The organism is Levyella massiliensis (genome assembly GCF_000308275.2).
Taxonomy (GTDB): Bacteria; Bacillota; Clostridia; order Tissierellales; family Peptoniphilaceae; genus Murdochiella; species Murdochiella massiliensis_A.
Map to the genome: position 1 here is coordinate 337,695 of NZ_HG529490.1, position 23,406 is coordinate 361,100.

At 47.7% G+C, this 23,406-nt stretch carries 20 protein-coding genes, 2 tRNA genes, 1 rRNA gene and 2 other annotated features (1 of these 25 cut by a window edge); of the genes, 17 read left to right on the forward strand and 6 right to left on the reverse strand.

The genetic code is table 11. The annotated features are described in order from the left end of the window. Positions 1-335, forward strand: a sequence feature (mutual gap in cmsearch alignment for this rRNA model is longer than 100); it begins 1,620 nt to the left of the window's first position. Positions 336-452: 117 nt separating this feature from the next. The 5 genes from rrf to BN98_RS01580 all read left to right on the forward strand — a co-directional run bounded on the left by rrf (position 453) and on the right by BN98_RS01580 (position 5,031). After that, a 5S ribosomal RNA gene (gene rrf / locus BN98_RS01560) occupies positions 453-569 on the forward strand. Between the two features lie 230 nt (positions 570-799). Next, the gene (locus tag BN98_RS01565; protein ID WP_019190079.1) at positions 800-1,165 is read left to right on the forward strand and encodes a zinc ribbon domain-containing protein; all 366 of its coding nucleotides are present in this window, start codon (positions 800-802) and stop codon (positions 1,163-1,165) included. 13 nt (positions 1,166-1,178) lie between these two features. Continuing rightward, entirely contained in the window at positions 1,179-2,129 is a 951-nt protein-coding gene (locus BN98_RS01570) for an SHOCT domain-containing protein (protein ID WP_019190078.1), read from the forward strand. 9 nt (positions 2,130-2,138) lie between these two features. Further along, positions 2,139-3,791, forward strand: a complete 1,653-nt coding sequence (locus tag BN98_RS01575) for a VWA domain-containing protein (protein ID WP_019190077.1) — start codon at positions 2,139-2,141, stop codon at positions 3,789-3,791. Then, complete coding sequence (locus BN98_RS01580) at positions 3,781-5,031, forward strand: glycoside hydrolase family 3 protein (RefSeq protein WP_019190076.1); 1,251 nt, start codon at positions 3,781-3,783, stop codon at positions 5,029-5,031. The genes BN98_RS01575 and BN98_RS01580 overlap by 11 nt, the downstream gene beginning before the upstream one ends. A gap of 64 nt (positions 5,032-5,095) precedes the next feature. Here the strand turns inward: BN98_RS01580 and rbr are convergent, their stop codons facing one another. Further along, positions 5,096-5,635: a rubrerythrin gene (gene rbr, locus BN98_RS01585; RefSeq protein ID WP_019190075.1), complete on the reverse strand. Its 540-nt coding sequence runs from the start codon at positions 5,633-5,635 to the stop codon at positions 5,096-5,098. A 200-nt stretch (positions 5,636-5,835) separates the two neighbouring features. Continuing rightward, positions 5,836-5,908 (reverse strand) — tRNA-Ala (locus BN98_RS01590). 263 nt (positions 5,909-6,171) lie between these two features. On the opposite strand from BN98_RS01590, the gene BN98_RS01595 reads away from it, so the two are divergent. The 3 genes from BN98_RS01595 to BN98_RS01605 all read left to right on the forward strand — a co-directional run bounded on the left by BN98_RS01595 (position 6,172) and on the right by BN98_RS01605 (position 10,730). Next, on the forward strand, positions 6,172-7,134 hold the full coding sequence (locus BN98_RS01595) for a D-alanyl-D-alanine carboxypeptidase family protein (protein WP_019190074.1): 963 nt from the start codon (positions 6,172-6,174) through the stop codon (positions 7,132-7,134). A gap of 376 nt (positions 7,135-7,510) precedes the next feature. After that, a complete protein-coding gene (locus tag BN98_RS07795; protein ID WP_019190073.1) occupies positions 7,511-9,565 on the forward strand; it encodes a Cna B-type domain-containing protein in 2,055 nt (684 codons plus the stop codon). Positions 9,566-10,214: 649 nt separating this feature from the next. Next, complete coding sequence (locus BN98_RS01605; protein WP_019190072.1) at positions 10,215-10,730, forward strand: peptidylprolyl isomerase; 516 nt, start codon at positions 10,215-10,217, stop codon at positions 10,728-10,730. Between the two features lie 64 nt (positions 10,731-10,794). Here the strand turns inward: BN98_RS01605 and BN98_RS01610 are convergent. Further along, positions 10,795-10,867, reverse strand: a tRNA-Thr gene (locus BN98_RS01610). 142 nt (positions 10,868-11,009) lie between these two features. Further along, positions 11,010-12,365: a branched-chain amino acid transport system II carrier protein gene (brnQ, locus tag BN98_RS01615; protein WP_019190071.1), complete on the reverse strand. Its 1,356-nt coding sequence runs from the start codon at positions 12,363-12,365 to the stop codon at positions 11,010-11,012. A 70-nt stretch (positions 12,366-12,435) separates the two neighbouring features. Next, positions 12,436-12,663 (reverse strand) — a binding site (T-box leader). A gap of 159 nt (positions 12,664-12,822) precedes the next feature. On the opposite strand from brnQ, the gene pip reads away from it, so the two are divergent. Continuing rightward, positions 12,823-13,749: a prolyl aminopeptidase gene (gene pip / locus BN98_RS01620; protein ID WP_019190070.1), complete on the forward strand. Its 927-nt coding sequence runs from the start codon at positions 12,823-12,825 to the stop codon at positions 13,747-13,749. 58 nt (positions 13,750-13,807) lie between these two features. Here pip and BN98_RS01625 read toward each other — a convergent pair whose 3' ends face one another. Both BN98_RS01625 and ypfJ read right to left on the reverse strand, forming a co-directional pair. Further along, on the reverse strand, positions 13,808-15,208 hold the full coding sequence (locus tag BN98_RS01625) for a sodium-dependent transporter (protein ID WP_207636721.1): 1,401 nt from the start codon (positions 15,206-15,208) through the stop codon (positions 13,808-13,810). A 200-nt stretch (positions 15,209-15,408) separates the two neighbouring features. Further along, positions 15,409-16,278 carry a KPN_02809 family neutral zinc metallopeptidase gene (ypfJ, locus tag BN98_RS01630; protein WP_040942503.1) on the reverse strand — a complete coding sequence of 290 codons (870 nt, stop codon included), beginning with the start codon at positions 16,276-16,278 and terminating at the stop codon, positions 15,409-15,411. 242 nt (positions 16,279-16,520) lie between these two features. Between ypfJ and BN98_RS01635 the strand changes: the two genes are divergently transcribed. The 8 genes from BN98_RS01635 to BN98_RS01670 are packed head-to-tail and all read left to right on the forward strand — an operon-like array spanning position 16,521 to position 23,397. Further along, positions 16,521-17,378 carry an HAD family hydrolase gene (locus BN98_RS01635; RefSeq protein ID WP_019190067.1) on the forward strand — a complete coding sequence of 286 codons (858 nt, stop codon included), beginning with the start codon at positions 16,521-16,523 and terminating at the stop codon, positions 17,376-17,378. Then, positions 17,375-17,839, forward strand: coding sequence for a dUTP diphosphatase (dut, locus tag BN98_RS01640; RefSeq protein ID WP_019190066.1), 465 nt, complete (start codon positions 17,375-17,377; stop codon positions 17,837-17,839). The genes BN98_RS01635 and dut overlap by 4 nt, the downstream gene beginning before the upstream one ends. A gap of 33 nt (positions 17,840-17,872) precedes the next feature. Beyond that, positions 17,873-18,124, forward strand: a complete 252-nt coding sequence (locus BN98_RS01645; protein ID WP_019190065.1) for an RNA-binding S4 domain-containing protein — start codon at positions 17,873-17,875, stop codon at positions 18,122-18,124. After that, a complete protein-coding gene (locus tag BN98_RS07800; RefSeq protein WP_019190064.1) occupies positions 18,121-18,780 on the forward strand; it encodes an FtsB family cell division protein in 660 nt (219 codons plus the stop codon). The genes BN98_RS01645 and BN98_RS07800 overlap by 4 nt, the downstream gene beginning before the upstream one ends. Then, positions 18,780-20,279 (forward strand): tRNA lysidine(34) synthetase TilS, encoded by a 1,500-nt coding sequence (tilS, locus tag BN98_RS01655; RefSeq protein ID WP_195891098.1) that lies wholly within the window; start codon positions 18,780-18,782, stop codon positions 20,277-20,279. Before BN98_RS07800 ends, tilS begins: the two co-directional genes overlap by 1 nt. Continuing rightward, a complete protein-coding gene (gene hpt, locus BN98_RS01660) occupies positions 20,276-20,836 on the forward strand; it encodes a hypoxanthine phosphoribosyltransferase (protein WP_019190062.1) in 561 nt (186 codons plus the stop codon). The genes tilS and hpt overlap by 4 nt, the downstream gene beginning before the upstream one ends. A 24-nt stretch (positions 20,837-20,860) precedes the next feature. Beyond that, complete coding sequence (gene ftsH, locus BN98_RS01665; protein ID WP_019190061.1) at positions 20,861-22,729, forward strand: ATP-dependent zinc metalloprotease FtsH; 1,869 nt, start codon at positions 20,861-20,863, stop codon at positions 22,727-22,729. After that, a complete protein-coding gene (locus BN98_RS01670; RefSeq protein ID WP_019190060.1) occupies positions 22,726-23,397 on the forward strand; it encodes a DUF5673 domain-containing protein in 672 nt (223 codons plus the stop codon). Before ftsH ends, BN98_RS01670 begins: the two co-directional genes overlap by 4 nt. Positions 23,398-23,406: the final 9 nt, after the last annotated feature.

The following is a 23,406-nucleotide window of genomic DNA, read 5'->3' on the forward strand; positions in this document are numbered from 1 at the left end:
GGCTGTTCGCCCATTAAAGAGGTACGCGAGCTGGGTTCAGAACGTCGTGAGACAGTTCGGTCCCTATCCAGCGTGGGCGTAAGAAATTTGAGAGGAGCTGTCCCTAGTACGAGAGGACCGGGATGGACGAACCGATGGTGTACCGGTTGTTCTGCCAAGAGCATAGCCGGGTAGCTACGTTCGGAAGGGATAAGCGCTGAAGGCATCTAAGCGCGAAGCCCCCCTCGAGATGAGATTTCTAAGAGACCGTGAAGAAAACACGGTTGATAGGTCAGAGGTGGAAGCGCAGTAATGCGTGGAGCTAACTGATACTAATCTCTCGAATATTTGACCAGAAATACCTATTACGATTGGGAAATGGCTAAACAAGCGAATTGCTTGGAAGCTATTTCGACCGCCTAAGATTAGGTGAGTCATTGTTATGGAGAGGACTTGTTCCAACGACAAGTCAATATGGTGACGATAGCGCAGGGGATACACCTGTTCCCATCTCGAACACAGAAGTTAAGCCCTACATCGCCGATGGTACTTGGCTGGAAACGGCCTGGGAGAGTAGGTAGTCGCCAATTAAAGGAGAGCCCCGGATGGGGCTCTTTTTTTATGCTTTTATACTCGGCTTTGATTCTGCGTAAGGATGTTTCTTCGAGTTTTTAATATTTTCTCTCCGCAGCAGTTTTAGAATTTTTTTGGAATCTTTTTCGAACCTGTTTTTGGCATTCTGTGCTACTTTGCTTTTGAAGTGATGTTGTTTTTAAAACATCGGGCGAATTTAGAACGTTTTTTGGAAAGGTGGCGTGGTATGACAGATGTAAAGCAGGGCTTTTGTCCGAAGTGCGGTGCCGTTATTTCGCCGGAAGACATTTTTTGCGGCAATTGCGGTCAAAATTTAAAGGAAGCTGTTGAAGTTTCATCTTCTGAGGTTGTAACGGAAACTATTTCTAAGAAGACAGCGCAGCCTATCGACATTTCAACGCCTGTTGCTTCGCCTAAGACGTCGGTTTCTTCGAACGCCACGAACTTTTCAGTGGCTTCACAGCCTGTTACGTCTATAACCTCCCAAGAAGCTATTAATGAATTGCGTAAGTTTAAACAACTTTGGGATGAAGGCATTTTGACAGAGGAAGAATTTAAGACGCAAAAGGCAAAATTACTGCCCTATCTGTAGAGGGAGATGAAAGATGAAGAATCCATATAAGGATAATACTTATTTGAAGTCGGTTTCGACCTTATGTTTGGCGCTGATTGTACTTTCTGTCGTTTCAATAATTATAATAGGCATATTAGCCGTATCATCTTCATTAGGCGCTTATGTCACGCCGTACATTGTTCCTATGGTTCTTTCTTACGTCATACCTTTTTCTGTAGTTGCCATTTTGTGGCTTTTATTGCGCAAGGGTAAGCCGACAGGCATCGGCATACTTTACCTGCTCAATGCTCTCCTTTGTTTAGGATCTTTTTTATTCGGTGGATTCAAGCTTACGGATCTTCTTCAAGGTGTCGCGGCACTTTTTTTGTCGATTATGCTACTGCGCTGGATTAGTTATCAAGGAGCTCTCAGCATTTGGTGGGTGCCTTTTACCGCCCTTTTGGCCAGCGATGCACTAACAATTGCTTCTTTATTACCGTATGCGGGAATGCTGTCTTTCGCTTCCGACTACATGGCGATCCTAGTATTCGGGCTTATTTATCTTTTTGTAGTAGGGATCATTCAACTATATATTTATTACGGTTTAGGGCGATGGTGGCAAGCGGTATCCGTTTTTGAAATTAATAACGCTGAAAACGGCGAATCGTTGCCATTTATTCAAAACGATAACACAACACAAGTGGGAAAAAACCTTCAAGCGGGGAAGAGCGTTGCAACTGGAAAAGGCAAGCATTTTGACACTCCCTTCAACCTTTCACCTGTTCGCGATGCCCTTTCGCAATGGAAGGAATCCGGACTCAATGCCCTGAATAAGACCATAAAACAGGAAGAGATTATCGATAAACCAAAACTCATGCATCCGGCAGATCGTGTACGAGAAGCGCGGGCATTATTTGATGAAGAGATATTGACAGCAAAAGAATATGAAAAGGCGAAAGAGAAAATTTTGAATTCTTATGAACCATCGGATTACATCCGTTGAGGAGGGACTATGTTTTGCAAACATTGTGGTGCTCCTCTGAATGAGAAGCAAAAATTTTGTCCGCGTTGCGGTACACCCGTGCCCCCAAAAGTGGCATCGGAACCCCAAGATAAAAACAACGATTCAGTGGCTGTTTTTCCGATCTTTGCAGTGATTGCGGTAGGGATTCTCTCAGTGATTCTCATCCTGTATTATGCCGGCGTATTAAACACCATTAGTTCTCCCTTTAAGAACAAAAATTCTGAGGCGGGAGGAAACAATGCTTTTGGCTTAAACGCGACATGGTCTGCGGATCAACTGAAAGATTATCAGTCCATCTACCAAGCTTTGGGACAAGCCGCGGGAACATGGGATATGAAATTGATTTCTACCGATGTCAGTCAATACCCGTTAGTGAAATTGTATGTGTCCATTCGCGATCAGAACGACCAAGATGTGGTGCTCGAATCCCCGACAGCGGGCATTCGAGAATGCATCGGTAGCGGCAAAGAAATAGAACGCACGGTACGCAATATTCAACAAATCAATCAAAAAGAAGGTATCGGTTTTGAATTGCTGATGGATAAATCCGAAAGCATGACTGATGAATTAAGCGAAATGCAGCGCATTCTCGATGACTTTGTAAATTCCTTAGATTTTTCGGTCGGCGACAAGGCAGAATTGATCTCTTTTGATACGTATCTGATGTACATGACCACCTTAACCGGGGATCCTTCTCTGTTACACGGCGGCATACGCAACATGACGGCCTATGGGAGAACGGCGCTCTACGATGCGCTATACACGGGCGTTCAGAATGCGGCAGCCCGTCCGGGAGCCAACTGTGTCATTTGCTTTACGGATGGCATCGAAAACGCCAGCTCGCACTCCTTGGACGAGGTAATTTCATTAGCAAAAAAGCTTAATGTGCCTGTGTATCTGATTGGTACGAGCGAAGCGGATGCGAATACGCTCAATGAAATAGCTACGGCAACCAACGGCCACTGCTGGACGATTGATCAACTGCCGGATATGAAGGAGATTTTGAATACGATTTCGCAGGATCAAAGAAATCTCTATACGGTGGAGTACGAGTCCGTCAAAGATGCGGATGCTTTCTCGGAACGATCGATTTCTTTAGCAGTGGTGGATGCTGCAAAAGGCAAGGCCTCCGGCAATAACGGAAACAAAAATGGTGGGGGAAAATCTCCGATGGGCGCTTCGTTTCAAATGGTACATTTCACACCCGCCAAAAAGCAGGAAGTCGTGAAACATAATAGTCGCTATGAAATCATTCGAGGCGACTTTACTTGGACAGAGGCCAATGACGCCGCCCGGGCACGGGGAGGGCATCTAGCAACGATCACTTCGCAGAGTGAAATGGACACTTGTACGCAGTTGGCCGATAAAGAAGGCATTCGTTATTTGTGGATCGGCGGATATACATCGGTGCGCAATGGCAGCGCATTCGGACATTGGATTACCGGCGAACCCTTTGACTATGCGGTATGGTATCCGGGCGAGCCGTCACGTAACGATCTGGACGGGACGCCGGAATTCTATCTGATGCTTTGGAAGATTAAGGATGTTTGGTCGTGGAATGATCAACGCGATCAAGTCACTTCTGCCGGCGATGCCTATATGGCTGGAAAGATGGGCTATCTGTGTGAATATGAACAGTAAATGGTGGCGATGGGTTTCGCTTGCCCTATTGCTTTGCCTTACCTTTGTTGTTACATCTTGCGACAATGCGGCAAAAACCGAGGAGAAAGGTATCGAGCAAGGCCTATCGCACCAGCAGGAGGAGAATCTGAATGATACCTCGCATTCTGCTTTGCCCGTTTTCGATGCTACGCCGGGCGATGCGGATTGGGATGAAAAAGCGGAAGCATATTTGCAGAAACTCACGTTGGAGGAAAAGGCGGCACAGCTGTTTTGCGTGACCCCGGAAGGGTTGACGCATTTTTCCGGAACGGTGGTGCAGGCAGGAGAGACAACGCAAAAGGCATTTAATCGTTTGCCGGTGGGCGGCATTCTCTATCATCGAGAAAATCTTAAAAATCCAAAACAGACGCAGGAAATGCTGCAGAAGATGCAGAGTATCAGTAAAGCCCGCATCGGTTTGTCACTCTTTCTCTGTGTGGACGAAGAAGGTGGTTCGGTCTCTCGCGTTTTCAGTCAGCCGGCATTTTCCGATACGCCCATCCCACCGATGCGAGAGATCGGTTTTACGAAGGATCCTACGCAAGCCGAAAAAATTGGGACGCAGATCGGCGGAAAATTGCATACGCTCGGCTTCAATGTCGATTTTGCGCCGGTTGCCGATGTCCTCTCCAATCCTGACAATGCGTTGCTGAAGAGTCGCTCCTTCGGCGCAGATGTGTCCCTGGTGACTAAAATGTGTGCGGCATTTTGCCAAGGGTTGGAAAAATCAGATGTTCTTCCTGCCTATAAGCATTTTCCGGGGCACGGCTCCACGTCAGAGGATTCGCATTCCAACCGTACGGTTTCACACCGTACGCCGGAAGAACTTCGTCAAACGGATCTCGTTCCGTTTCAGGACGCCATCGCTAAGAACTGTCCCTTTATTATGGTCGGCCATGTCAGCTATCCGCAAGCCTTTGGAGAGCAGCCGGCATCGCTCAACAAAAAAGTTATGATGGACTTAGCGCGTAATGAGATGCATTTCCAAGGCATCTTGATTACCGATGCGATCAATATGGGGGCCATTACCGAAAACTACGACCCGGAAGAAGCAGTGATTTCCGCTCTTCAAGCCGGCGCGGATATGATATTGATGCCGGACGATTTGGATAAGGCGGTAAAGGCGGTTGTTCAAGCGGTCAATCATAAACAGATCTCGGAATCACGCCTGGACACTTCGCTTCGACGCATTCTCCGCGTCAAGACGCAAAGGCTTTAGTGAAAACAGAAAAAGAGCATCCGACCCTTTCGCCGAATGCTCTTTGCTGTTGCTTTTTTTTGAATTAATAGTTCTCAGCGGCAATCTCAAAGAATGCTTGCGGATGATGGCATACCGGGCAAACTTCCGGAGCCTTTTCTCCCACGACGATATGTCCGCAGTTGCGGCATTCCCAGATCTTAACTTCGCTCTTGGCAAATACTTCTTTTGCTTCCACATTGTGCAGCAATGCGCGATAGCGCTCTTCATGATGCTTTTCAATGGCAGCTACCCCACGGAACTGCTCGGCAAGCTCCGGGAAGCCTTCTTCTTCCGCGGTCTTTGCGAAGCCGTCGTACATATCCGTCCACTCGTAATTTTCGCCTGCTGCAGCATCTGCCAGATTTTGTGCCGTGTCGTTCAAGCCTCCCAGCGCTTTGAACCACAGTTTGGCATGTTCTCTTTCATTGCTTGCTGTCTTCAGAAACAGCGCTGCAATCTGCTCAAAGCCCTGTTTCTTTGCTTTGGAAGCAAAGTAGGTGTACTTGTTAGTGGCTTGAGACTCCCCAGCAAAAGCCGCCTGTAAGTTTTTCTCGGTTTGTGTTCCTGCGTATTTATTGGCCATAATTCACTCCTTAAAACATAATGCTTCATTGGTACCGTTCTTATGTACCCAAGTATTTGAAAACACAACAAGAAAAGTAAAATTTTCATTCTACACTACGAAAATTAGGTTTATGGAAGTCATGTCGAAAGAAGACGTCAGTAAAGCATATGACATAAAAAAGTCGAACTCGATCACCGAGTTCGACTTTTTTCTTCAAGTGGAGAATAGGGGGATCGAACCCCTGACCTCTTGAATGCCATTCAAGCGCTCTCCCAGCTGAGCTAATTCCCCGAGGCGATGAACCTATTATAGCGAAAGGATCTGCATTCGACAAGGGAAAAATCGTAAAAAAGCGATTTTTTCTGAAGTAGAGGCGATGAAAGGGGCGAAGGGCGTGCCGAATCGGCGGTGGGAGCTAGGAGTGGCTGATAATCGTGTCAAATTGCAGAAGGGGGCATGCAACGCGAGACATCACCATCTTAATAATTTCTTTCATTGACCTTCTAAAATCGCTATGGTAAAAGTGAGTAAAAGAAGAAAAAGGAGCTGGAAATATGAGAAAAATCAGTAAAAAAGGCCATTCCTCGAAAAAATGCGCGAATAAGCGATATGTGTTTTGGTGGGCAGCACTCTCTTTATTGATACTGGGCTTTGCTTTTTTTATATGGGCAAAGCAGCCGGAAAACTTGAGAGAAGTGAAAGATAAAATTCATCATATGACGTGGGAATGGCAGAGTAAGGAGCATGGTGCCTATAATGCCAAGTCCCTACTGGTTATCGATCGGCAAAGCGATGATGCCTTTATATTAAAGAACGAACACAAACCGCTGCCTCCTGCCAGTTTGGCGAAGCTCTTTACAGTTGAGTATGTTTCGGAACAGGCGGATCTGAAGCAAAAGGTCCAGGTCACGAAAGCTGCGTTAAGTCATGTCAAGAAAGGTTCATCGGTAGCCCGACTGCAAGCCGGTGAAACCTATACGTTGCAGGACCTTTTTGCAGCGATGCTCGTACCTTCGGGTAATGATGCGGCCTACGTGGTAGCGGACTATTGGGGCGGAGTAAAGCATCCGAAGGCAAAGACTTCGAAGGAACGCATCGCTTTATATTTGAAGGACTTAAACGCCTATATCCAAAAACAAGGGTGGAAGAACACGCATCTCTATGATCCGAGTGGTTATGATTATGAAGGAACGACCACGGTATCCGAGCTGAAAGATGTCAGCGATTTGCTTTTAAAAAAGAAGTGGTTTCGAAAGATTGTGTCACAGTCGAATTACGCCGTGACGCTTAGCGATGGTACGCAGAAGGCATGGAAGAACACGAATCATTTTTTAAATCCCAAGGATCCTAATTATAATCCTGCGGTAAAGGGCATTAAGACGGGTTCCCTGGATCAAGACTTCAATATCATTGTACTGTTTGAAAAAAACCATAAAGAATATTTGATTCTCAGCATCGGATCGCAGTCGGATGATTCGCGCTATGATGACATTAACTACATCTTAAAGTCGATATAGAGTCTATGTGATTTGAAGAAAGGCGTTTACGGTGGTAAAAGACAAAACCTGGAAAAGCCGCCGTAATTTGCCCGCGGCGCACCCATATTCCGTGAGCGCTAACCATCCCAAGGTCTACAAAGGCAACCAATTTGATTTATTTAAATCGCGCTTCCTTTCATTGTTTGGTTGATACTTTCATTGCACAAGAATTCTCTCTTTTTATCTTCTTGGTCTCACATCAATGGTATCTCTATAGATATGCTCATCGAATTCGCCTGACCATTTCGCGCATAAGATCGGCGATTATGCTATACTTGAACTGAAATTTACGGTCATATGACCCTGGTCGAGGAGAGTACGTTTGATAAGTCTGTTGTGAGGGGAGGAGTTAGAAATGAAGCGCAAAAATCGATGGGGGGTACTACTCTCGCTGCTGCTGATCGTCAGCATGGTGGCGGGGATGCTTCCGCATAATGTTGAGGCGGAAAAGGTAGCAGATCCACCCGGAGTGAACTACGATGCCGAGGGAAACCTGATCATTGAGAATCAGAAGGCTTTGCAGGATAAGATTGAGGAAGCAACCGCTCTTGGCGTAACGGTCAATGTTACCGATCAAAAAAACGATCCCATTTACGTTGGAAAGGCTACAGCATTAACGGCTGCTAAGACAACGATCGAGAGCAACAATACAGACGCTATAAAGGCACTGGATAACGCCATCAACGCGCAGAAGAAAAATAATATGGATTATCAAACGCTATTGAAAGACTCATTCAAGGACATCCAGGGGACAGAGTGGACGTTTGGGGATATTCAGAATTTTATTTTAACCGACAAGGAAAAACAACTTTCTAAGGATAAGCAGTTGGCCCTCATGGTACAAAGAATGTCCGCCGCATCGGTGGTTACGCCGAGTTCTGAGACGAAGCTAATCAAGACGAATCTTAAAAATCCTGGCTATCTGACTGAGGGCGATACGCTTCGCTATGAAAAGGTCTTGCAGGATAGCGCTACAGATAAATGGGTTGATTTTAAGCTGACGATTAAAAGGATTGATCTCGTTCACACACCGTATAAAGAGGGCGAAGCCAAAAAAACCGAACTTAAGCCCAATAAAAACCATTCTGCACATGATATAGACCCGGCCAAACCGTTAATTTACTATTCCTGCGACGATCTCACTATTCAAGTGGACTTTTTAAAACATGGAACGGACGAGCCGATTTCCATCATTCCCATTCTTGTTTTTGTGGATGTTGACGTTACACAGGCGGTTAAGTTGGAATCTCCTGCATCACATAATGCTCTTAAGGGAAAGAAGTTGGACTACGATGCAACGAACGACAAATTCTATGATGCGATAGGGGATGATGATGGGAACCCTGATGGTGATGATCGAGATAATTGGGTGATGTTTAGCACCGGCGCGACAACGGGCTTTACGTATACGTTCTATACGCAAAGGAAGAATTTTACAGGCGTCATTCAAGGCATCGGCGGCGACAGCGTGAAGTACACTCCGCCGGCGAAGCCAAAGAGCGAAACGGTTAACGTGACTCGCATAAAGCAGCCGATTTATCACCAGGTGCGCTACGCGTTTGTGGGTGACATTCCCCAAGGGATACCAGCGCCTGTAGACGAGAACAACTATCTTTTCAATACACCTCGCGCGAAGTCGCCTGAATTATCCAAACAGACCGATAGCCAAGGAACTTGGACGTTTTCCGGTTGGTGCGATGATGAAAAGTTAACGAAGCCTATCACGGATCAGGCGCCTGTGACAAAGGACGAAATCATCTATGGAAAATGGTCGCTAAACCCTTACACCTCCGTTTCCGTACAAAAAATCTGGAAAGGCCGGGCGGCGAAGGAAGTGGAAATCCAGCTTTTAGCAAATGGCAAGGTAAAAGAGACGAAGAAGCTGACCGCAAACGATCAATGGAAGTGGACATTTAACCAGCTATTGACTAATGATGATAACGAAAATCCAATTGCCTATACGGTTACTGAAACACCTTTGAAGGGATATCAGACAACGATTACCGGAGATGCGGCCGGCGGCTTTATTATTACCAATAGAAAGAAAACTTCTTTCACCCCACCAACAATCTCCTCCTCTTCCAGCGAGAGCAGCTCGTTGCCACTTAGCTCCGACTCGACGAGCGATGTCCCGGATATTCCTCAGACGCCGGAAGATCCGCCGGAAACGTCGACACCGACACCTACGCCTACGCCGACACCTTCGCCTACGCCGACACCTACGCCTATGCCGACACCTTCGCCTATGCCGACACCGACGCCAAAGCCAACACCGACGCCGACGAAAACAAACGTTAACGCTCCAAAGACCGGGGAAATGCAAAATCACATCTTGGATGTCGCTTTGTTTGGTTTCGTTGCTACGGCTATCAGTTTAGTTATATTGAAGAAAAGAAAATCGACGCATTGACGAGGAGAAAAACACAAAGAATTATCGTTTTCTGTTTAGGGAATCTTTTTCCGGGTACTATAGGAATAACAAAGAAAGAAGGAGGTGAGACCCTTGGACACTGAACATTCTTTCTTGAGGGAATCACCGAATTCCCTCAAGAGCCTGACTATCAAAACCCAAGCATGACCCTGCATTTAGCAAGAAGTACCAGATAGCGAGAGACGGACTTTCCGTAACAGGGTATTGTGCACAGCGTTCTTCTTGACGGATCGGTGAACGGAGAAAAGGAAATCAATAGTTTCTATGAACGGATCAGGCAGCGGCCTGTGTGCATAGATTGAGTGTATCCGGCAAAGAAAACATGGTTTTGATTACAATTGAATAGGATATCAGCATAACATTGATATGACAGTATTAAAGTACTTCGAACCGAAACCAAAGAGCGCCGTTGCGATAACGGCGCTCTTCTTTTTGCGATAATACGGAAAAACTCATCCTTCAAACGAGTAAAACCTGCGAACGTCGAGCGGATGCTGTGCGAAAGGATGTAAGCATGGTACACTAAAGTGACTTGATTCGCCGACAGAAACTTCAGTCGGTATGTCGCAACAGCATCAATAGGATGCCTCAATAATAAAGGGAAGAGAATTCCCGGAAAGAGGACAATATGAAAAATCCAATCGTAACGTTTACGCTCGCGCAGGGCACGATTCAGGCGGAGCTGTATCCGGAAAAAGCGCCGAATACCGTGAACAATTTTGTTTCCTTGGTGAAGAAGGGCTTCTATGATGGCCTGATCTTTCATCGCGTCATTGAGGGATTTATGATTCAAGGTGGCGATCCGGAAGGTACCGGCATGGGCGGTCCGGGATATTGCATTGCCGGCGAATTTGCCCACAATGGTTTTGCCAATGCCATTAAGCATGAACCGGGTGTGCTCTCCATGGCTCGAGCGATGGATCCGAATTCAGCGGGCAGCCAGTTCTTCATCATGCATAAAGCCGCACCGTATCTGGATGGCGAATATGCGGCCTTCGGAAAAGTTATTGAAGGCATGGATGTGGTGAATACCATTGCTGAAACAGATACGGACGCAGGGGATCGTCCACTCGAAGAAGTGGTGATGCAAAAGGTCACGGTTGAGACATTCGGAGAAGACTATCCGGAACCGGAGAAGCAATAAGGTCGAAAGACGTAAGGATAAAGCAAAACCGCTTGGAATTCATAATTCCAAGCGGTTTTTTCTAAGCCGGCAAAAGGACTTGAACCCTCAACCCTCTGATTACGATTCAGATGCTCTACCACTTGAGCTATGCCGGCGAGAATTACTTGCCTATTATAACAAGCGATACGCAACCTTGCAAGTTAAAGTGGAAAAAATGTGCCCGTCGGCAAAACCGGCATTTACGGGCCAAAACAGGCACAGCTGAAGATGACCCGTAAATGCGATGCATCGTCACGGTTACGCCTGAACGTTGTCAGTAAGCGGCGTAGCGATTTGCGATTTTTCCGTCGGCAATAAGAATTTCTCTACCAAACAGGCAACCAGCAATACGAAAAGCGTCGGTACCATCCATCCGAGACCGTTTTCCGATAAGGGGAGCATGGCGTACAAACTTTTCGGGATTAGCTGCAGGGAAAAGGTAGTGCGCAACATATCAAATAGCGGGAAAAGAACAGAGACGAAGGCAGCGGCGCGATAGGAGAGTGTACCGAAGTGCAGACGTTCCTGCGTCATGCCCATCACGATTAATATCAGCGATACCGGATAGATGACGGTAAGAAGCGGTACAGAGTAAGCAAGCAAGGTATTGAGTCCGAAGTTGGCCGTTAGGAAGGAACAACCGGTCCATACGATGACCCAGGTGCGGTAGGACAACTTTTCATGGAAGAGATGATGGAAATATTCCGCACCGGAGGTGATCAGGCCAACACAGGTGGTGAGGCACGCCAGTGTGAAGATGCTAGCTAATAGCACCAGACCGAAATCTCCAAGCGCAATCTGCATGGAATGGCTCAAGATGACGGCACCGTTTTTTGCGCCGGCCAGGGTTTCGGAGGATATCATACCGATCATGGAAAGCATTGCGTAAACGAGGAAAAGCATCAGTCCGGCTATAATTCCGGCATGCTTCGTATATTGCGTGACACGATGGTCGTCTTTGATGCCGAAACGTCGCACGGCCATACTGATGACAAAGCCGAAGTTCAGGGCAGCAATGGCGTCCATGGTGCCATAACCGGCCACAAAGCCCTGTACGACAGGCGCCTTTGCGTAATTGCCGACAGCAGGGGCGACGGATTTCGGTAACATCATCAGGCGCGCAAACATGGCTACGATTAACACCAATAAAACCGGCGTTAAATATTTACCGATGCGCTTTACCAATTGATTCGGCTTGAAGCAGATCCAAAGGGCGGTGGAAAAGAATACAAACGTATAGACGAGGCGTACCAAAGTCGGGGAGACATCATTTGACAGATAGGGTGCAATGGCCATTTCAAATGGCACCGATCCGGCACGCGGGATACCCAGACCGGGGCCGATCGATAAGTAAATCGCCGTCGTAAAGACGATGGAGAAGAGGGGGCCGACGCGGCGGGCCAGCACGGATAGGCCACCCGTTTTTCCGACAGCAATAGTGCCGAGAACGGGAAAAATAACGGCCGTGACGGCAAAGCTTAATAACGCAAGAAACATCGCGCTTCCCGCCTGATTGCCAAGCAAGGGTGGGAAGATGAGGTTGCCGGCGCCGAAAAACAGGCCGAACAGCATGACGGAAAGTTGCAAAAACTGACTTCGGGATAATTTGGACATATGTTCCTCCTATAAATTCCTGTGGATTTTGCCTATAAAAATCAATAAAAAAAGTCCTTTGTCTGTACAGACAAAGGACGAAATTTTCCGCGGTACCACCTTTTTTCTTATCGAAATAAGCACTCTAGCATCTATCAATGCCGGGTATTGATAACGCATACCACTGCGACAAATCTTACTGTAGTTCAGACTTGCACCGAGAAAAAGGATTTTCCGCCTGCTTCCGATATAAGCTTTCACCAAACGCTTACTCTCTGTGATCTTCTCCAAACGTACTCGTTTTTTCTATAGGTTTTTCTATTGATTTTTATGGTTTGTCATTTTAAAGCATTTAAAATGACAGGTCAAGATTTTTTTAAGACTTGCCAAGGCTGCTTATGAATGACTACAATTCTTAGAGCGAAACGATCTCTTAAAGCACCGAGTATGGTGCTGCGCATAGAAAGAAGGAGAACTGATGGCAATGATTCAGAACGATATGCCGGTACGTCAGGCGTTTCACTTGCCGGTGGATGCTACGCATCGTTTGTATGTTGAGGATTGCGGCAATCCGGAAGGCATTCCGGTTATTTTTTTACATGGTGGTCCGGGCGGCCATATCGAGCCGATCTGTCGCACGTTTTTTGCTCCCGAAAAGTATCGGGTGATTCTGTTTGACCAGCGCGGTTGCGGAAAAAGCCGGCCGTTTTTATCGGTGGAAGAAAATACGCCGTTTAGCGGCGTGGCCGATATAGAAGCCATTCGCACGCATTTGAACATTGATACCTGGGTGGTGTTCGGCGGTTCGTACGGTTCCTCGCTGGCATTAACTTATGCCATTTTACATCCGGATCGTATTCGTCACATGATTCTGCGCGGTGTGTTTTTGGGCAGAAAGTCCGATGAGGATTGGCTGTATCGCGGCGGAGCAGGCGCCTTTTATCCCGAGCAATATGACTATTTCCGCGATTTTATTTCGAAAGAGACGGATGTGGTGGACGGATACCATGCAGCCATGACGGGAGAGGATGAAGAAAGAAAAGAGGAAGCCTTTCGGCGATGGGCAAAATGGGAAGATTCTCTTGTGACGTTGCTGCCGCATTTTCCGGATCCTAAAACGCTTAGCGATGAAGAACGTTCGATTGCACGATTGGAAAACCACTTTTTTTATCATCATATGTTTTATCCGAGCGATAATTATTTGTTGGAAAATGCGAAGACCTATGCGCATATTCCTATGGATATCGTGCAGGGGCGCTATGATGTCATCTGTCCGCCCTCCGGCGCTTATGCGCTGGCGAAGGCATCGCCAAGGGCGAAATTACACTTGGTGGAAGCCGGCGGGCACAGTCCGTATGATACGGTGATGTTTGAGAAATTAAAAGAGATCCTAGCAACGTTATAAAAAAAGCCTCCCGTGGAAAACGGGAGGCTTTTGCCGATTATGAAAGGGACACATGGCATCACTGGATGAGCTTGTTCAAAAGTCCTGTGGATTGCAGGAAAAGAATGAACATAATGACGGGCAGAAAATATTTCACCATGACCGCATAAAGGCGTTTGCGTCGATACACTCTACCGCCACGTTCAACTTCTTCAAGGATCCAGGAGGGTTTCATGACCCAACCGATGAATATCGATGAAAGGAAGGCAACCAGAGGCATCATACAGCTGTTACTGATGTAGTCCATGATATCCAGAAGCTGCCCGATGCTGCCGTTGGGTAGGGGGACTTCCACGTAAAAGCGACTGTAGCCTAGGGCGATCACGGCAGTTGCCACAAGATAGATCGCGGAAAGAACAATGGTGGTACGCTTGCGATCGGTGTGCAGGATTTCAATACAGTTCGCCACAATGGATTCCAATACCGAGATGCAAGAAGTCAGAGCGGCAAATGCGGTCAAAAAGAAGAAGGCCAGTCCGATTATTCGGCCACCGTAAGGCATTTGAAAAAATACTTTTGGTAAGGAGATGAACATGAGGCCGGGACCAGCTGACATTCCGTCCAATCCCAAGAAAACAAAGACGGCCGGTATAATCATAACTCCGGCAAGTATTGCCACACCGGTATCCATGGATTCAATGAGTGAGACGGATTTATTTAAATCCACATCCTTTTTCACATACGAGCCGTAGGTAATCATGATACCCATGGATACGCTGAGCGAAAAAAAGAGTTGGCTCATGGCGTCCAAGGCAATCTGTAAAAAGCGAGAAAGCGTCATGCCGTTAAAATTCGGCTTGAGATAGACAAAAAGGCCCTGTAATCCGGTGCGCAGCTCTCCGGACGGTGTTTCATAACGCAAGGTCAGAGAATAGAGAGCAATGCCGACCACCATCACGAGGAGTACGGGCATAATCATGGTGGAAACGCGCTCAATTCCCTTTTCCACGCCACCGTAGACAATCAGCGCCGTAAGGGCCATGAACAGCAGACTGTACCATACCGATGCGGAAGAGGAGATAAAGGATGAGAAGAAGCCTCCATTTGAAGCCGACTGCAAATTCCCGGTTAAGAAAACACGAATATAGTAGAGCACCCAGCCGCCGATGACGGAGTAATACGTCATAATCAACACGGGAACAAGAAAAGTCAAAATACCTAAAAATTTCCATTTCTTGTGCATCGATTCATACGCATGAACAGCACTTTTCCCGGTTCGGCGACCGATGGCTAAATCGGTTGTCAGGAGTACGAAACCGACTGTCAGAATGAGCGCAAGATAAACAAGCAGAAAAACGCCGCCGCCGTCCTTTGCTGCCAGATAGGGAAAACGCCAAAGATTTCCCACACCGATGGCACTGCCTGCCGCTGCAAACACAAAGCCGATTTGCCCTGTAAATCCTGATTTTTTCTTCACGATAAAGCCTCGATTCCTTTAAATTGGTAAAAAAAAACGCGACCTCAGGCGATTTATCCCAAGTCGACCTGCGTATTCGGTTGCGTATTTTTAGTATTATACACGTTATGAACAGGAATGCCAGAATTTGTTTTGAGATGGAGGGCAGCCGTGACAAAAAAAGAGCTCCGACATGCCAATGTCGAAGCTCTGTTACGAAAGGATTATAGGGAATCTGTGGTCGGATACCGCTTCGTATCAAAGGTGTTGTAGCCGTCCAGATTGCCGGCTTCGTAGCCTTTTTTGAACCATTTCATGCGCTGTCGGCTGGAACCGTGCGTGAAAGATTCAGGTGTCACATGGCCTTGCACGCGTTTTTGAATGGTATCATCGCCGATGGACCAGGCCGTTTGAATGGCGTCTTCAATATCGCCATCTTCCAAATAGCCGCTCTCCTGCTGATACCGTGCCACGACACCGGCTAAATAGTCGGCCATCAGCTCCAAACGTACGGTCAAGGCATTGCGTTCCCTTTCACTCACGCGGGCTCGCTGTTTATTCACTTCATCCAGAATGCCCAGCTCATTTTGTACGTGATGACCGATCTCGTGGGAAATCACATAACTTAAAATGAATTTATTATTTTTTGTTCTGAAATCTTTAAGCAGTGTGTCATAAAAGGACAAATCCATGTAGACTTTACGATCACGACCGCAATAGAACGGACCGGTACCGGAACTGGCAACACCGCATCCGGTTTTAATACCTTGCTGGAAAATGACCATTTTTGCGGGACTATAGGAGCGGCGATAGTCTTTAAGAATTTTAGTCCAGGCATCTTCCGTATCTTTTAGTGCGACGGAAGAAAATTGATACAATTCTTTCTCTTTTGCATTGAGTTGAATTTCTTCCTGATGGCCGGAAGCCGGTGCTTGTACAGGGCTGTTTAAGCCGATGTTAAGTGCCGCCAGCGGATTACCGGTGAGCAAAAACACCACCAGAGCCAGAAGAAGACTGCCGCCCCCGATTGCTTTCCCGACGCCGCGTCCGCCGCTTTGTATATTGGAACTTCCTTCTCGATTTCTCCACTTCATCGTTTCCATCCTTCCCGCTGATACGGTATTGCAGTAAGGCTATATCGCATACCGTTATGCTTCTTTTTCGGAGACGGGTTCAAGTCTCCCTTTCGTGTTCTATTTCTCTTATGCCCATTTTACGGCATAATTTGTGTATGCGGGAAAAAGAAGGACAAGCCGACAACAATTCCATAGAAGTATCCATTTGCGCCTTTTCCCAACAAAAGTCTATGGTATTATTAAACCAGATAGGAGGGCGCATGATTCGACTGTTTTGTTCGGACTTTGACGGGACCCTGTCACCCGGCACCCACATTTCGCAGAAAAATGTAGATGCCATTCGGCGTCTGCAACAGGCAGGCGTTACGTTTGCGCTCGTGAGCGGACGGCCCTTGGCCAATGCTTTGAAGATTTTGAAAAAGCACGATCTGGTGATTCCGACCATCACCTCCAACGGCGGGGTAGTGACCACAGCAGAAGGGCAGGAACTTTTGTGTGCGGGCATCGATCATTCCGCATTGGAAGATCTGTTGCGCGAGGCAAAAGAACGTCACAGCTTTTTCATTGCGTATGAAAAAGATCGCTGTTTTGTCCCGTCATGGACACCATTGGTGCGCTTTGAAGGCATCGCTAAATGGGTGCAAAAAAAGACCGGCATCTTGCCGACACGTCTTAATCCGGAAGCACTGCCGCTTTGGACCGTTACCAAATTCAACTACTACCCTTGGGGCGCTCCCGATGAAAAAGATTGGCAGCGTTGGCAGGCGGATGAGCGCGTGTACGTGACGACATCTTCACGTCATAAGCTGGAACTTTCGGCAAAGGGCGTTTCCAAATGGAACGGTATTACCGTTTTGGCTGAGGCCATGGGAATGGATCGGGAGGAAATCGCAGCTATCGGCGATTATTTAAACGATGTGTCTATGGTGCAGGAAGCTAAGATCGGCTTTGCAGTGGCCAATGCGCATGCATCGTTGAAAGCATGCGCCGATGTTGTGGTGGCTTCCGCCGGAGACGATGGCGTTTGCGAAGCGATCGATAGGGTGTTACAAAGCAACAGCCATTCGGTCAAAACGACAGAGGGCGTTGCCATGGCATTAGAGAAGAGGAAAGAATGAAAGAAACGCAACCGGAATCGAAGCAGCCGAAAAAAACGGTGATGCGATACCGCGCAACCGGAAAAAAGCCTGCGTATGCTAACGCTTTTGCGGCGGGGATGGATTTACCCTTTATGAACGAAGAGGCGGTAGAATTGCATACGGGAGAACATACCGATGTCTTTACCGGTGTCCATGTGGAACTTCCACGGGGGACATTTGGCCTTGTTGCCATCCGTTCCGGGCTCGGACGTAAAGGGCTGATGCTATCGAACGGCATTGGCATTATCGATGAGGACTATCGCGGCGAAATTCGCATTCCGCTCTATTATCACGGGATCGAGCCGCTTCGCCTGGAACCGGGCGAGCGTGTGGCACAGATGGTAATTATCCCTTATGTGCAGGCGGATTTGCAGTGGAGTGAGGATTTAAGCGATACAAAACGCGGGCAGGAAGGCTTCGGTTCCAGTGGTCGGTTCTAACGGATCCGTTTCGAAGCAGAAGAGGAGGCTTTTTTGCGTTTAGATAAATTTTTAAAAAATTCACGCATTATAAAACGAAGAACGGTGGCCAAAGAGGCAGCTGACGGCGGCCGTATTGAAGTAAACGGTCGTGTGGCTAAAGCAGGTACGGATGTGGCCCCGGGGGACATGATTCAAATTGCGTTTGGCAATAAAAAAATGACGCTCGAGGTGGCGTCAGTACCGGAAACGGTGCGCAAGGAACAGGCACAGGATATGTATCGATTGATAGGAGAAGAGGAATGAGCCAATTTAAATCCATTCTGCCCAAGGGGGATCCCTCCCGTAAGAGCCGTCGGGCATGGCAGGAATCGGAAAACACAAGAGAAACTCGTAACGTTCGCTACGCCGGTAATCGTAGCGGTCATAAGCAAGAAAGAAACTTCCGCAACGATGCTGTTATAAAGGCGCGCGGCACCGCACGTGGCCATAAAAAAAGGACCACATTCAACCGCTCCAGCGTTGGTGTATTGGCTCTTTTAGCCCTGCTTCTGATCATTCTCATTCCTACCGCACTGACCTTGCGCAGCACATCGCATCAATTGAGTGAAACCAAGGCTATGCAGTCTTCGTTAGAAGCGCAGAGAGAAGCGCTGCAGACTTCGGTCAACGATTTGAAAAGTCAGCTCGAAATTGTGAATACCGATCAATTTATCGAAAAATATGCGCATGAAAAATTGGGCATGTTGCGTCCGAATGAAATTCTGATGGAGATGAAGGACGGACAGGTAAAGGTGAATGAGGAAGCGCTGGCCAAATATCGTGCACAGCAGTCGAATCAACCGCCGGCGTCACAATCCAATTTGTCGGAAGAGGCTACAGGCACTTCGGATCAATCGGCACAGGGCTATGGCACGACAGCGCCGGCAGAGGAACGGCCGGTTGAATCCTCGCAGCAATGATGGAGCGTGAAGACGGCTATGCGGCGCTTCGCTCCCTGCTTAAACCGTTTCTGACGGTACCACGCCGCCTATATTGCGCTGTCTCCGGTGGAGCGGATTCCATGGCGCTTGCCACCTTTTCGGATGCGTTGTGGCAGGAAGGCTTTTTACCCGAAGCCCCCGTGCTCTTACATGTGAACCATGGTTTGCGCGGCCAAGCCTCCGATGCGGATGAAGCCTTTGTGTGCGCATGGGCGAAAGATCACGGTTTATCCGTGGCCGTGGGTCATTTTGACGTGCGGCAACACGCAAAAGACACCGGCACTTCCATTGAGACGGCTGCTCGAAACGTACGGTATACTTTTTTTGAAGAGCAGATCCGAAACGAACACGATTCAGACCAAGCAAAACCCCTATTGCTTCTTGCGCATCACGCCCAAGATCAGGCGGAGAGCATATTGCTCCACATCTGCCGGGGGAGCGGTACGGACGGCTTGGCCGGCATGCGTCCGTGTGAGGAACGCAGATCGTATTGGCTCCTGCGCCCCTTCCTCTTTGTGCCCAAACAAAAGCTTATTGGTGCATTGCAAGAGAGACAGCAATCGTGGCGTGAAGATGCAACGAACGGGCAGCGAGAGGCGACGCGTAATCGCTTGCGGTTGGATATTTTGCCGCAGCTGCGTAACGATGTGAATCCTGCGTTGGATGATGCTCTTCTTCGTTTGGGTGTCATTGTGGCGGATGAATCCGATTATATGGAAGACACGGCGGCTGCTTGCTTGGCAAAGCTGGTTGAACCGAAATCAGGTCAGGATCCTTTTTCTGGCTCCCTTCTGGCGCGCAATGCCCATCTGCTAAAAAGCATGGCTTTACCGCGCCAGGCGTTTTTAGCGCTGCCGATAGCGCTACAACGCCGTGTTATCCGTCAATGGGTCTTTTCCTTGGCAAAAGACAAAAAAATAGAGCCGATTTCCCTTCTCTTTCGTGATATTGAAGAGATTCGTGGCTATTTTTCGAAACCGACGGGTAAATGGCTCGGACTTTATGGTATCATGTTTTTAACTGATTTCGAGGGAGTACACGCTTTAAAGCAGAAGCGTTTTATGACTCTCGAAACGGAGGAGGAAACCCCATTTTCTCTTCCGATTCAATCCCATATGCAGCAGGTGACGAGTCGTTTTGGCCTTTGGACGATGACATTCCAAGCACAGGCGACCCCTGCTACGGTATCCTCTTTGGCGTCTCTGCCTGCCGCATGCTGTGCCCTGAATGCAGAAGGACTCAGCGGTTTGGAATGGCGTTTTGCGCTGTCGGAGGATCTTTTTATTAAATTTGGCGGCGGACAAAAACCGCTGCGAAAGATGTGGAATGCCTGGCACGTCCCATCGCTATTGCGAAAACACTGGCCGGTCGTAACCGATGGAAAAGATATTCTGTGGGTTCCCGGATTAGGACGCAGTGCAGTGCGAAAAGTACAGGTCGGGCAAGCAATGGTGACCATAAATTGGAGAAGGGTATGAGTGGAGATAATTTACTGAGATACGTTGATCGCATTCTGTTCACCGAAGAACAAATTCAAGCGCGCGTTGAGGAATTGGGCGCAGCCATCACGAAAGATTACGAGAAGGAAAATGCGGATTTACTCGTGGTGGGGATTTTGAAGGGTGCCTCTGTGTTTATGGCCGACCTTTTAAAACAAATTAAACTGGATGTGGAGATTGATTTTATGTCGGTTTCCAGTTATGGCTCCAACACCGTTTCCAGTGGCGATGTGCGTATTATTAAAGATTTAGAACAAGCCATAATGGGCAAGAATGTGCTGATTGTAGAAGATATCGTGGATACAGGTTATACCCTCAGTTATCTCGTAGATAATCTGCTATCGCGTGGCGCTCACAGTGTGAAGGTTGCCTGCATGCTCAACAAAGCAGAACGTCGGGTGACGGATATTCAAGGCGATTATGTCGGTTTTGATATTCCGGATGAGTATGTGATCGGTTATGGCATGGACTTTAATCAGAAATTGCGGAATTTGCCGTTCATCGGCACACTCAATCCGATTTATTATCGTGACTAGTGTTTGGCAGGGAAGGAAAGTGGAATGAATAAGAAAACCCCGAATCGTAACAATGTGGGAATGCTCATCAGCTATCTGTTGCCGCTTCTCATGATTGCACTGATTTTTATGTTTTTTAATGCGAATAAGTCAGCGCAAACGTCCATGTCGCATAATGCATTAATTACGCACTTGGACAAAGGAGACGTCAAAAGCCTGGTTTACCAGGGAGACAAGCTGCGTGGCGTTCTCAAAGATAAAGCCAATACGCCCTTCGAAGTCGTTATTCCGCAGGAGTATTTTTCCACGTTTTATCAGGAACATGTAAGTAAACAGGTGGAAGAGGGAAACGTGGAAATGGCCTTTCAGTCCATTCCGGAACCGAATCCGTTCTTGACGATGCTACCGGATATGCTCTTTTTGGGGTTGATCGGTTTTATGATGTATACCTTCTTCAAGCGCACCTCCATGCAAAACAGTGGCATGAACAGCTTTGGAAAGAGTAAAGCGCAGCTGCATCAGGATAAAGGCAAAAAAGTTACCTTTGACGATGTGGCAGGCTTACAAGAAGAAAAAGAAGAATTACAAGAAATCGTCGAGTTTTTGAAGAACCCGCGTAAATTCATTAATTTAGGTGCTCGCATTCCGAAGGGCGTTCTGTTAGTAGGCCCTCCGGGAACCGGTAAGACTTATCTGTCTAAGGCAGTTGCCGGAGAAGCCGGTGTACCGTTTTTCTCGATTTCCGGTTCGGATTTCGTTGAGATGTTCGTCGGCGTAGGTGCGTCCCGAGTGCGTGACCTCTTTATGGAAGGCAAGAAAAATGCACCGTGCATTATTTTCGTGGATGAAATTGATGCGGTGGGACGTCGCCGCGGGGCAGGCCTTGGCGGTGGCAATGACGAACGCGAACAAACGCTCAACCAATTGCTCGTTGAGATGGATGGGTTTGATAAAAACGAAGGTATTATCATTATGGCGGCAACGAACCGTCCGGACATCTTGGATCCGGCGTTACTGCGCCCGGGCCGCTTTGATCGACAAGTGATGGTGGGTATGCCCGATGCCAAAGCGCGTGAGGCTATTTTGAAAGTGCATACGCGCAATAAGCCGACCGCGGAAAATATTGATTATGATGCCCTCGCGCGCCAGACGGCAGGTTTTACCCCGGCGGATTTGGAAAATATGACCAATGAGGCAGCGCTTCTTACCGCACGCGAAGGGAAGAGCGTGATTGATATGCATACCTTTGAGGAGGCGGCCATTAAAGTGGTAGCCGGTCCGGAAAAGAAATCCCGTGAAGTGATTGAAAGGGAACGTGTGCTTACGGCGTATCATGAAGGTGGCCATGCGATTGTAACGCGCTCCCTGCCGAATACGGATAAAGTGAATATGATTACGATTGTACCGCGCGGTTATGCCGGCGGGTTCACCTCTTTTTTGCCACATGACGATCGCCAATTCATGTCGCGCAATGAAATGCTGACGGAAATTGTAACCTTCCTCGGCGGACGAGCGGCAGAAGCGCTGGTGTTGGATGATATTTCCACCGGCGCCTCGAACGATATTGAACGAGCAACACAGATGGCACGGGATATGGTGGTGAAATACGGCATGAGTAAAGCTCTCGGTCCCGTCACCTACGAAGAAAACAAAAACAATGTATTTTTAGGCAACGATTTGGGACAGGTTCGTGCGTATTCGAATGAGACAGCGCAGGCCATTGATAAAGAAGTGCGCTCGATCATGACGAATGCGCTCGAAAAGGCTATGGAGATCCTGCGTCAGAATCGGGAAATGCTTGACGCATTGGCGAAACGCTTATTGGAAAAAGAAACGATGCACGCGGCGGAATTTGAGGAGCTTTTCCAAGAATACGGTGTGGCGTATGAGGAAAAGGAGGAAATTGCATTATGAGTTCGCAAGCAGCCAAACAAACACAACAAGCAGGCCAGATGCCGGGCATTCATCTTCTCGGCACAACGCTTACGGTAATCGATTTACTCTATGTCGGCATGCTTCTTTTCCTGTTGTATCAGGTATTCCGCGGCATTAAAATCGAAAAGAAATTGCAGCAACCGAAATATTCCTATGCCACACGTCCGAAATCCATCAACCTCGTATTGATGGGCATTATCATACTGTTCGGTATACTAACGATGACTTGGCAGGGCGAATACGTCCGTGGCTTGATCATGGTATTGTTGGGCATTACGTTCTATTTTTCATCGCGCAATCGCGTGATCGTATCGCCGGAAGGCCTCTTTGCGGATAATAAATATATTACCTGGAATGAAATGCGCAAATGGGCTTGGGATACGAAAACCGGCAACTTGGTCATCATTACGAAAGAGCGCGGGAAAGCCGAAACACGACAGGTTCTGCAGATCGGTCGTCTACATATGACGGAGATTAATGAGCGGATTCGCGTTTTTAAGCTGGGAAAAGAATCGGCATGGCTGGAAGAAAAGGAAGCCTTGGATCGTAAGAAGAACAAGAAAACTGAGGATGAGCATAAAGCCAAAGAAAGCGGAGAAAACGAAGCCTTGTCCGAAGAGGATAAGAAAGAGGCTCCGGAGAAGTAATAACGCAGG

Excerpts from the sequence above, each read along its gene's own strand:
- BN98_RS01565 (WP_019190079.1), top strand. The coding sequence starts at position 800 with ATGACAGATGTAAAGCAGGGCTTTTGTCCGAAGTGCGGTGCCGTTATT.
- BN98_RS01570 (WP_019190078.1), top strand. The coding sequence starts at position 1,179 with ATGAAGAATCCATATAAGGATAATACTTATTTGAAGTCGGTTTCGACC.
- BN98_RS01575 (WP_019190077.1), top strand. The coding sequence starts at position 2,139 with ATGTTTTGCAAACATTGTGGTGCTCCTCTGAATGAGAAGCAAAAATTT.
- BN98_RS01580 (WP_019190076.1), top strand. The coding sequence starts at position 3,781 with ATGAACAGTAAATGGTGGCGATGGGTTTCGCTTGCCCTATTGCTTTGC.
- rbr (WP_019190075.1), bottom strand. The coding sequence starts at position 5,635 with ATGGCCAATAAATACGCAGGAACACAAACCGAGAAAAACTTACAGGCG.
- BN98_RS01595 (WP_019190074.1), top strand. The coding sequence starts at position 6,172 with ATGAGAAAAATCAGTAAAAAAGGCCATTCCTCGAAAAAATGCGCGAAT.
- BN98_RS07795 (WP_019190073.1), top strand. The coding sequence starts at position 7,511 with ATGAAGCGCAAAAATCGATGGGGGGTACTACTCTCGCTGCTGCTGATC.
- BN98_RS01605 (WP_019190072.1), top strand. The coding sequence starts at position 10,215 with ATGAAAAATCCAATCGTAACGTTTACGCTCGCGCAGGGCACGATTCAG.
- brnQ (WP_019190071.1), bottom strand. The coding sequence starts at position 12,365 with ATGTCCAAATTATCCCGAAGTCAGTTTTTGCAACTTTCCGTCATGCTG.
- pip (WP_019190070.1), top strand. The coding sequence starts at position 12,823 with ATGGCAATGATTCAGAACGATATGCCGGTACGTCAGGCGTTTCACTTG.
- ypfJ (WP_040942503.1), bottom strand. The coding sequence starts at position 16,278 with ATGAAGTGGAGAAATCGAGAAGGAAGTTCCAATATACAAAGCGGCGGA.
- BN98_RS01635 (WP_019190067.1), top strand. The coding sequence starts at position 16,521 with ATGATTCGACTGTTTTGTTCGGACTTTGACGGGACCCTGTCACCCGGC.
- dut (WP_019190066.1), top strand. The coding sequence starts at position 17,375 with ATGAAAGAAACGCAACCGGAATCGAAGCAGCCGAAAAAAACGGTGATG.
- BN98_RS07800 (WP_019190064.1), top strand. The coding sequence starts at position 18,121 with ATGAGCCAATTTAAATCCATTCTGCCCAAGGGGGATCCCTCCCGTAAG.
- tilS (WP_195891098.1), top strand. The coding sequence starts at position 18,780 with ATGGAGCGTGAAGACGGCTATGCGGCGCTTCGCTCCCTGCTTAAACCG.
- hpt (WP_019190062.1), top strand. The coding sequence starts at position 20,276 with ATGAGTGGAGATAATTTACTGAGATACGTTGATCGCATTCTGTTCACC.
- ftsH (WP_019190061.1), top strand. The coding sequence starts at position 20,861 with ATGAATAAGAAAACCCCGAATCGTAACAATGTGGGAATGCTCATCAGC.
- BN98_RS01670 (WP_019190060.1), top strand. The coding sequence starts at position 22,726 with ATGAGTTCGCAAGCAGCCAAACAAACACAACAAGCAGGCCAGATGCCG.